Below are 9666 nucleotides of genomic sequence, written 5' to 3' on the forward strand. Positions count from 1 at the left end.
GGTTGCGCGCCATGAGCGACAGCCCCGCCCGCAACGCATCTCCGGCCGGCCCGCGTGGCCAGGTCCAGATGCGCGCCGTTTCCGACGACGAGGCCGGTCTGCGCCTCGATCGCTGGTTCCAGCGCCATTTCCCGGGCCTCAGCCACGGCGCACTGCAGAAACTGCTGCGGACCGGCCAGGTCCGCGTCGACGGCAAGCGGGCCGAGGGCAAGGACAGGGTCGAGCCCGGGCAGCAGGTTCGCCTGCCGCCCGGCGTCACCCTGGCCCCGCCGCCCAAGCCGCGGGAGATACCGACCGTTTCCGACCGGGACGCCGCCGAAATCCAGTCGCTGGTGATCCATCGCGACGATCACGTCATCGTCCTCAACAAGCCGCCGGGGCTGGCGGTGCAGGGAGGGACCGGCACGGAGCGGCACATCGACGGCATGCTGGACGCACTTCGTTTCGGCTTCGAGGACCGGCCGCGGCTGGTCCATCGGCTCGACAAGGATACCAGCGGCCTCCTGCTGATCGCCCGCACCGGGCAGGCCGCCAAGCGCCTCGCGGAGTCGTTTCGCGACCGTGAGACCGAAAAGCTCTACTGGGCCGTCGTGGTGGGCGTGCCGCCGAAGCCGGAAGGCGCCATCGACCTGCCACTTGCGAAACGGCCGGGCGCACGCGACCGGGAGATGATGCAGGTCGACAAGGAAGAGGGCCAGAAGGCGCTGACGCACTACCGTGAACTCGACCGCCTGGCCAAGCGGGCAGCTCTGCTGGCGCTATGGCCGCGCACCGGGCGGACGCATCAGTTGCGCGTCCATTGCGCGGCGATCGGCTGCCCCATTCTCGGCGACGGCAAATACGGCGGCGAGGAAGCCCTGCTTGCCGCTGTCGCCGATGCACGCCGGCTGCATCTTCATGCCCGCCGACTGTTGCTGCCGCATCCCTCGGGCAAGGGCGAGTTGAAGGTCACAGCCGAGCCGCCGCCTCATTTCCGTCGTACCGTCGAGGCATTCGGCTTTTCGACGGACGGCGATTGAGCGAGAATCGGGCGGCATGCGCATTCCCTGGAGGCGGCTGGCCTGGGTTCTCGTAGCGGCGATTCCGTTGGCCGTGATCGGCGGTCTGATCTGGGGCGCCACCCGCGACCTGTCCCGCTATCAGGCTCGGCTGACCGAACAGATCCGCAAGGTGACCGGTCGCGAACTCGCGGCGAAGGTGCCACTGGCCGTCCGGATCGGCAGGTATCCCGCGATGGTGGCCGAGGGCGTGACCTTGTCCAACGCCCCGTGGGGTTCGCGCCCCGACCTGGCGCGGGTCCGGAAGCTGACGCTGTTCCTCGATCCGGTCGCGCTTCTCCTGGGTGAGGTCAAGATCGGGCGGATCCTGCTCGAGGGTGCCGACATCCTGGTCGAACGCAACGAAGCGGGCGACGCCAACCTCGAGATGTTGCCGCCTCCGGACGGATCGGGCCCGCATCCCGGTGAGAGTCGTTCCCTGCGCCTGCGCACGACGCCAGCCTTTCCGTGGATCGGCGTGATCGATGTGCAGGACTCAGTGCTGACAATCGCCGAGGGCGCCGGCCGGCCGCCGGTCGTCCTGGAGGTGGCGAACGGTACGCTGCGATCGTCGGCGCCCAACCAGCCGCTGCAGATCGAGGGACGTTTCAGCGCGCCCCAGGCCAGCCCGTTCAACCTCACTGGCACCGCCGGAACGTTCGACGGCTGGATCAGGGGGCTGCCGGGCAACATCGATCTGCAAGGTGGGTTCGGCGACGGCAAGATCGCGATCAAGGGCGGCGTCGGCGTCAAGGGCACCAACATCCAGATCACGTCGGAAGGTCCTGACGTGGCCGCGTTCGGGCCCTACATCCGACTGCCGGTGCCGCAGGGCGGCCCTTATGCGTTGAGCGCCAAAGCGGCGACCCAGCGCAACGGATTCAAGGTCGAAGTGACGACGCTGAAAGTCGGAGCGAGCGAACTTGTCGGCGAGGCGCTGTTTCGGGCGGATCGCAAGGGCGTTCCCACAGTCGCGGTCAACGCCGACATCAGCCGGCTCGACGTGAGTGAACTCCGATGGCCGACCGCGCCGGCGCCTGCCAGCGGTTCGCCGCCGCCCGCACAGCCCCGGATCGTACCGGTCTTGCCTTTCGCGGCGAGCTGGCTAGGCCGTTCCGCCGTTTCGGTGACTGTGCGACTGGGCGAAGTCGTAGGCCTCGGAGCCAAGATGCAGAACGGCTCGGTCACGCTGATCTCGAACGAGCAGCGCTTCGCCTTCCGCGCCGCCGCGACGGTCGGCGGCGGATCCGCCGGCTTCGATCTGGTCTACGACCCGACCGGCAGGATCGGGCAGGCGACGCTCACCGCGTCGGCCAACCGTGTGTCGCTCGGCGAACTGGCGGGCGTGCTCGGCTTCGATATCGGCCTGCGTGACGCGGTCGGCGACATCGACCTGCGCCTGCGCGGCGGGGGACGGACCTCGCGCGATGCCCTGAACTCAGCCGGCGGTTCGATCGACATCGCCATCACCAAGGGAGTGTGGCCCCGCGACCAGATCGCCAGTTGGCCCGCCGAAACGCAGCGCCTGCTCGGCATCACCGATCGGGGCGTGCCATTCAATTGCATTGCCGGTCGCTTCGACGTGAGCGGTGGTGTCGCCAGTCTGCGCCGGCTGGTCGTCGACACGCCGCGCGCCACCATGGTGGGGGGCGGCTACGTGCATCTGCGCACGGAGGGATGGGAATTCATTCTCGCTCCCGAGGCGCGCGACAACCAGAACATCGCTCTGGCCTCGCCGCTCCGCCTGAGAGGCGGCAGCGGCCGACCGGCATCGGCCGCACTCGAGCCCAATCTTGCCCGGTTGATCGTGGGAGCCGGCGTCATCCCGAGCCTGACGGCGCAGATCAACCAGGCGGCCCGCCAGACGGGGGTCAATCCCTGCACGGCCGTCGCGCCCCGCGTCGAGGCTCTGAGGCCGGGCCTGCGGGCCCAGATGCCCGTGCCATCGGCCGACCTGCGCCAGCGGCCTGGCCGTGCCACGACACCGGCGCAGCCTCAACCGCCAAGGCGCGCGCCATGAAACGCTTCTACAAGGAGACAGCGGTCGAGCAGGCCGAGGATGGGTTCCGTGTGCTGCTTGACGGCAAGCCGATGCGCACACCCGCGAAGGCCGTCCTGATCGTGCCGACGAGGCCGTTGGCCGACGCCATCGCCGCCGAATGGGGCGGCGTGCCGGACAAGGCGGAAATCAATGCCGCCCATCTGCCGTTGACGCGACTGGCGGCAACCGGCCTCGATCGTGTCGTTCCGCGACGCGGGGAGATCGTCGCCGATACCGCAAAATACGCCGGGTCCGATCTGCTGTGCTATCGCGCCACTACGCCGGCCAGCCTTGTGAAACTGCAGCATGACGCCTGGCAACCGCTGCTCGACTGGGCCGAAGAGACGTACGGTGCACGACTGATCGTCGCGAACGGGATCGCCTTCGTCGACCAACCCAAGGAGGCAATGGGACGGCTGCGCGACGCCGTTGCCGCGCACACCGATCTCGCCCTGTCCGCACTCTACAATCTCACCCACACCGCCGGATCGGTGGTGATCGCGCTCGCGGTGGCGGAGGGACGGTTGAGCTCTGAAGCTGCGTTCACCGCGGCGCAGGTCGACGAACTCTATCAGGTCGACCGCTGGGGCGACGATCCGCTGGCGGTCAAGCACCGCGACGGGGTCGCCAAGGATATCGACGCCGGGGCCCGGTTTCTGGCACTGCTGGCGCGGGCGCGACTGCGCGATTGAAGGGGGAAGTCATGGGATCAGGCAGCAGACTCCGTCAGGTTCTGGCGAAGAACGGTCTCGTCGAGGCGATGGCGGCGCACAGCCCGCTGTCGGCAATGCTCGCGGCCGAAGCAGGCTTCGACGCGATCTGGGCCAGCGGATTCGAGCTCTCGGCAATGTATGGCGTACCCGACGTCAGCGTCGTGTCGATGACCCAGCATCTCGACATGACGCGCGCGATGGTCGACCGATCGGGACTGCCGGTGGTGGCCGACATCGACACCGGCTTCGGCAATGCCATCAACGTGCTCTACGCCATCGAGCAGTACGAGCGGGCCGGCGCCGCGGCGATCGTGATGGAGGACAAGAGCTTTCCCAAGGTTACCAGCCTGATCGCCGGTGGCCGCCAAGACATGGTCCGCATCGAGGAATTCCAGGGCAAGATCGAGGCGGCACGCGCGGCGCGTCGTGATCCGGATTTCGTCATCGTGGCGCGGACCGAGGCATTGATCGCAGGCCTTGGCCAGGACGAGGCGCTGAAGCGGGCGCGTGCCTACGAAGCGGCGGGTGCCGACATGATCCTGGTGCACTCCAAGCAGAAGACGCCGGACGAGATCGAGGCCTTCGTGCGTGCCTGGGACGGCAAGGCGCCGATCGCCCTGGTGCCGACTGCCTATCCGCAAATGACGGTCGCGAAGGTGAGGGAACTCAAGAAAGTCGGCCTGCTGATCTGGGGCAACCACGCCATCCGTGCCTCCGTGAGTGCAATGCGCGCGACCTTTGCGCAGATTCGCAAGGACCGGGGCATCCACGGGGTCGAAGCGGGCATCGCCACGGTCGAGGACGTGTTCGACCTGCAGGGCATGGGCACGGTCAAGGACAACGAGAAGCGATTCCTGCGCTAGACGCCGCCGTGCTAATGGCTGAAAACAGTCGCGGAAGGCCGGAGACATAGATGCAGCATATGTTGGACGAACTCGAGCGCCGGCGTGCCGGTGCCCGTCTTGGGGGCGGGCTGCGCCGCATCGAGGCGCAGCACGGCAAGGGCAAGCTGACGGCGCGCGAACGCATCGACGCCCTCCTCGATCCGGGCTCGTTCGAGGAATACGACATGTATGTCGAGCACCGCTCGATCGACTTCGGCATGGAGACCCAGAAGATCCCGGGCGACGGCGTGGTCACCGGCCACGGCACGATCAACGGCCGGCTGGTCTATGTCTTCAGCCAGGACTTCACGGTGTTCGGTGGCGCGCTGTCGGGCATGCACGCGGCCAAGATCTGCAAGGTCATGGACATCGCCATGAAGGTCGGTGCCCCCGTGCTCGGCCTCAACGACTCGGGCGGCGCGCGTATCCAGGAGGGCGTCGATTCGCTGGCTGGCTACGCCGACGTGTTCCAGCGCAATGTCATGGCCTCGGGCGTGATCCCGCAGATTTCGATGGTCATGGGCCCGTGCGCCGGCGGCGCCGTCTATTCGCCGGCCATGACCGACTTCATCTTCATGGTGAAGGACAGTTCCTACATGTTCGTGACCGGCCCCGACGTCGTGAAGACGGTGACGCACGAGACCGTGACGCAGGAGGAATTGGGCGGCGCGCTCACACACACGCAGAAGTCAGGCGTCTCCGATCTCGCTTTCGAGAACGATGTAGAGGCGCTGCTGCAGCTGCGCCGCTTCGTCGATTTCCTGCCGGCCAACAACCGCGAGAAGGCGCCGGTGCGCGCCACGCTCGACCCGGCCGATCGCGACGATGCCTCGCTCGATACACTGGTGCCGGAGAACCCCAACAAGCCCTACGACATCAAGGAGCTGATCCTGAAGGTCGTCGACGAAAGCGACTTCTTCGAACTGTCGCCGGAATGGGCAGGCAACATCGTCGTCGGCTTCGGTCGCATGGCCGGCCGTACCGTGGGCTTCGTCGCCAACCAGCCGATGGTCCTGGCGGGCTGCCTCGACATCGACTCTTCACGCAAGGGTGCGCGGTTCGTGCGCTTCTGCGACGCCTTCAACATCCCGATCGTGACCTTCGTCGACGTGCCGGGCTTCCTGCCGGGCACGGCCCAGGAGTTCGGCGGCATCATCAAGCACGGCGCCAAGCTGCTCTATGCCTATGCCGAGGCGACGGTGCCCAAGGTGACGGTGATCACCCGCAAGGCCTATGGCGGGGCTTATGACGTGATGGCCTCCAAGCATCTGCGCGGCGATGTGAACTATGCCTGGCCGGGCGCCGAGATCGCCGTCATGGGCGCCAAGGGTGCGGTCGAGATCATCTTCCGATCCGATATCGGTGATGCCGCCAAGATCGCCAAGCGCACCGAGGAATATCGCGAGAAGTTCGCCAATCCGTTCGTGGCCGCCAACCGCGGCTTCATCGACGACGTGATCATGCCGCACGGCACGCGGCGGCGGGTTTGCCGCGCGCTCGCCACGCTCGAGACCAAGAAGCTCGAGAACCCGTGGCGCAAGCACGGCAACGTACCGCTGTGAAAGGGCCGCTGTGAGCCTGTCACCCGAAGAGCGCATCAGGCGGGGCCGGGCCGTACGCCTGCACGTGATCGTGGCGTTGTTCGCCCTGCTGGTGCTCATCGCCGTCAATGCGATCACCAGCAGCCGCTATCCCTGGTGGCTGTGGGTGCTGATCGCCTGGATGCCGCTGATCGCCGCGCACACCGCCTGGGCCATGGGCCTGTTCGAACGCCGTAGAGAAGGATCCTGAGAATGGCCGCCAAGAAGAAGGTCGCCAAGGCCGCACCGAAGAAGGCCGCCGCAAAGGCCAAGGCGAAGCCGGCCGGCGGCGAGAGCGTTGGCAAGCCGCCCTTCGACAAGATCTTGATCGCCAACCGCGGCGAGATCGCCTGCCGGGTGATCCGGACAGCCAAGCGCCTCGGCATCAAGACGGTCGCGGTCTATTCCGAGGCCGACGCCGACGCGCTGCATGTGAGGCAGGCCGACGAAAAGGTGCTGATCGGGCCGGCGCCCTCGGCGCAGTCCTACCTGCAGATCGACAAGATCGTGGCCGCTTGCAAGAAGACCGGCGCGCAGGCCGTCCATCCCGGCTACGGCTTCCTCTCCGAGAAGCAGGAGTTCCAGAAGGCGCTGGCCAAGGCCGGCATCGCCTTCATCGGCCCCGATGCTTTCGCCATCCACGCCATGGGCGACAAGATCGAGTCCAAGAAGCTCGCCCAGAAGGCCGGCGTCAGCACGGTTCCGGGCTATCTCGCCGCCATTGCCAATGCCGACCAGGCGGTGAAGATCGCCCGGAAGATCGGCTACCCGGTCATGATCAAGGCGTCGGCGGGCGGCGGCGGCAAGGGCATGCGCATCGCCTTCAACGACGCCGAATGCCACGAGGGATTCGGTTCGGCCACCAACGAGGCCAAGGCCTCGTTCGCCGACGATCGCGTGTTCATCGAGAAGTACATCGAGGAGCCGCGCCACATCGAGATCCAGCTCATCGCCGACGGCCACGGCAACTGCCTCTACCTCTGGGAGCGCGAGTGCTCGATCCAGCGCCGCCACCAGAAGGTGATCGAGGAGGCGCCCAGCCCATTCCTCGATGCGAAGACGCGGAAGGCAATGGGCGAGCAGGCCGTGGCGCTGGCGAAAGCCGTCAAATACAAGAGCGCCGGCACGGTCGAATTCATCGTCGACAAGCACCGCAAGTTCTATTTTCTGGAAATGAACACCCGCCTGCAGGTCGAGCATCCGGTGACCGAGCTGATCACCGGCCTCGATCTTGTGGAGATGATGATCCGCGTGGCGGCCGGCGAGAAGCTGCCGCTCGCCCAGAAGGATGTGAAGCTCGAAGGCTGGGCGGTCGAGGCGCGGCTCTACGCCGAGGATCCGTTCCGCAACTTCCTGCCGTCGACCGGGCGCCTGGTGAAGTACCGCGAGCCCAAGCCCGGGCCCGACGTGCGCGTCGATACCGGCGTCTACGAAGGCGGCGAGATCTCGATGTTCTACGATCCGATGATCGCCAAGCTCTGCAGCTACGGCAAGACGCGCACCGCCGCCATCGACCGCATGCGCCGCGCCCTCGACGAATTCTACGTTCGCGGCGTGTCGCACAACGTGCCGTTCCTGGCGGCGCTGATGGCGCATCCGCGCTTCGTCGCCGGCAACCTGACGACCAACTTCATCGCCGAGGAGTTCAAGGGCGGCTTTACGGCGGCGCACCTGCCGCCGCGCGATCCCGCCGTGCTGGCCGGCATCGCGGCCGTGATCGATCGCATCCAGGCACAGCGTGCGGCCGCTGGGACGGGCAAGATGCCAGGCCACGTCGCGTTGGTGCAGGATGGCTGCGTCGTCATGCTGAACCGCGCGCCTGTAGCGTTGGCGGTGAGCGGCGGCGGCTCGGATTTCGTGGTCGACGTCGCCGGTCGCCGCATCGAGATCGAGACCGACTGGTCGCCGGGCGAGCCCCTGTTCCATGCCAAGGTCGATATGCAGGCGGTCGCCGTGCAGGTCGATGCCGTCGGGCCGGGGTGGCGCCTCATCCTCGAGGGCGGCCAGGCCGATGTGCTGGTGCTGACGCCTCGTCAGGCCGAGCTCTATGCCCTGATGCCGGTCAAGGCGGCGCCCGACACCTCCAAGTTCCTGCTGTCGCCGATGCCCGGCCTGCTGGCCTCGGTCGCCGTCGCCGAAGGGCAGGAGATCAAGGCCGGCGAAGCTCTGGCCGTGGTCGAGGCGATGAAGATGGAGAACGTGCTGCGCGCCACGCGTGACGGCACGGTCAAGACGCTCCACGCCAAGGCCGGCGACAGCCTGCGCGTCGACCAGAAGATCATCGAGTTCGCTTGAGAGCCCGATGCCCCTGCAGGCACGCCTCATCATCACGGGCCGGGTGCAGGGTGTGGGCTATCGCGATTGGGCGAGCACGGCGGCCCGGAGGCTCGGCCTCGCCGGCTGGGTGCGAAATCGCCGCGATGGCTCGGTCGAAGCGCTGATCGTGGGCGAGGAGCAGGCCGTTGGCGAAATGATCGCTGCCTGCCAGCGCGGTCCTCAAATCGCCCGGGTCGACGCCGTCGATGTCGAGCCGGTCGATCTCGATGTCCTGCCCGAAGGCTTTACGCAGCTGCCGACGGCCTGACGTCGCGGCCGAACACTTCCACGAACGTCTCCGCCAGCGCCACGTCGAGATCGGCCAGGGTGACCGGCAATCCGAGATCGACCAGCGAGGTCACGCCGTGGTCGGCGATACCGCAGGGCACGATGCCCTCGTAATGCGACAGGTCGGGCTCGACGTTGATCGAGATGCCGTGGAACGACACCCAGTGCCGGATGCGGACACCAATGGCGGCGATCTTGTCCTCTCGGGGGCTGCCGTCGGGCAGGGGCTGCTTGTCGGGACGGCCGACCCAGACGCCGACCCGGCCGGCGCGGCGTTCGGCCGCGACGTTGAAGCGGCCCAAGGTGCGGATGGTCCATTCCTCCAGGTCCGACACGAAACGGCGGACGTCCTGGCGACGGCGGCGCAGGTCCAGCATCACGTAGGCCACGCGCTGGCCGGGACCATGATAGGTGTATTGCCCGCCGCGCCCGGCGACATGCACGGGGAAGCGTGCCGGCTGCAGGAGATCGGTTTCCCTGGAACTGGTGCCGGCGGTATAGAGGGGCGGGTGCTCCAGCAGCCACACCAGCTCGGGCGCGCGGCCGGCACGAATGTCGGCGACGCGCGCCTCCATGGTGGCCAGCGCCTCCTCGTAGGGCACCGTGCGGTCGGAAATCAGCCAATCCGGCTTGCTCATCGTGGCAAAATCGTGCCTTCGGGCGCTCATTGCAATGGAAAGTGCCGCGCGCCTTGCCACTGGGGGGGCGATTTGGTATCCCCCGCGCCATCGAACCGGCGCGGCCATGGCGGAATTGGTAGACGCGCTAGCTTGAGGTGCTAGTGCCGCGAGGCGTGGAAGTTCGAGT

Annotated in this window: 9 protein-coding genes; 8 read left to right on the plus strand and 1 reads right to left on the minus strand. The window is 67.3% G+C overall.

Features of this window, described 5'->3' with window-relative positions; all coding sequences use genetic code 11:
- Positions 1-11: 11 nt before the first annotated feature.
- From EPO55_RS07245 to EPO55_RS07280, 8 genes are read left to right on the plus strand one after another with little or no spacing between them, the layout of a single operon-like run.
- Positions 12-1019 (plus strand): RluA family pseudouridine synthase, encoded by a 1008-nt coding sequence (locus tag EPO55_RS07245; protein WP_296335921.1) that lies wholly within the window; start codon positions 12-14, stop codon positions 1017-1019.
- A gap of 16 nt (positions 1020-1035) precedes the next feature.
- Complete coding sequence (locus EPO55_RS07250; RefSeq protein ID WP_296335922.1) at positions 1036-3057, plus strand: AsmA family protein; 2022 nt, start codon at positions 1036-1038, stop codon at positions 3055-3057.
- Complete coding sequence (locus EPO55_RS07255; protein WP_296335923.1) at positions 3054-3770, plus strand: ATP12 family protein; 717 nt, start codon at positions 3054-3056, stop codon at positions 3768-3770. Before EPO55_RS07250 ends, EPO55_RS07255 begins: the two co-directional genes overlap by 4 nt.
- A gap of 11 nt (positions 3771-3781) precedes the next feature.
- Positions 3782-4654 (plus strand): phosphonopyruvate hydrolase, encoded by an 873-nt coding sequence (locus tag EPO55_RS07260; RefSeq protein WP_296335924.1) that lies wholly within the window; start codon positions 3782-3784, stop codon positions 4652-4654.
- A gap of 50 nt (positions 4655-4704) precedes the next feature.
- Positions 4705-6237 carry an acyl-CoA carboxylase subunit beta gene (locus EPO55_RS07265; RefSeq protein WP_296335925.1) on the plus strand — a complete coding sequence of 511 codons (1533 nt, stop codon included), beginning with the start codon at positions 4705-4707 and terminating at the stop codon, positions 6235-6237.
- 10 nt (positions 6238-6247) lie between these two features.
- Complete coding sequence (locus EPO55_RS07270; RefSeq protein ID WP_296335926.1) at positions 6248-6466, plus strand: 2TM domain-containing protein; 219 nt, start codon at positions 6248-6250, stop codon at positions 6464-6466.
- A 2-nt stretch (positions 6467-6468) separates the two neighbouring features.
- Positions 6469-8550, plus strand: coding sequence for an acetyl/propionyl/methylcrotonyl-CoA carboxylase subunit alpha (locus EPO55_RS07275; protein ID WP_296335927.1), 2082 nt, complete (start codon positions 6469-6471; stop codon positions 8548-8550).
- Positions 8551-8557: 7 nt separating this feature from the next.
- Positions 8558-8839 carry an acylphosphatase gene (locus tag EPO55_RS07280; RefSeq protein ID WP_296335928.1) on the plus strand — a complete coding sequence of 94 codons (282 nt, stop codon included), beginning with the start codon at positions 8558-8560 and terminating at the stop codon, positions 8837-8839.
- Here the strand turns inward: EPO55_RS07280 and lipB are convergent.
- Entirely contained in the window at positions 8817-9497 is a 681-nt protein-coding gene (gene lipB / locus EPO55_RS07285; protein ID WP_296335929.1) for a lipoyl(octanoyl) transferase LipB, read from the minus strand. The genes EPO55_RS07280 and lipB overlap by 23 nt on opposite strands.
- Between the last annotated feature and the right edge of the window lie 169 nt (positions 9498-9666).

The organism is Reyranella sp. (genome assembly GCF_004296935.1).
GTDB lineage: Bacteria > Pseudomonadota > Alphaproteobacteria > Reyranellales > Reyranellaceae > Reyranella.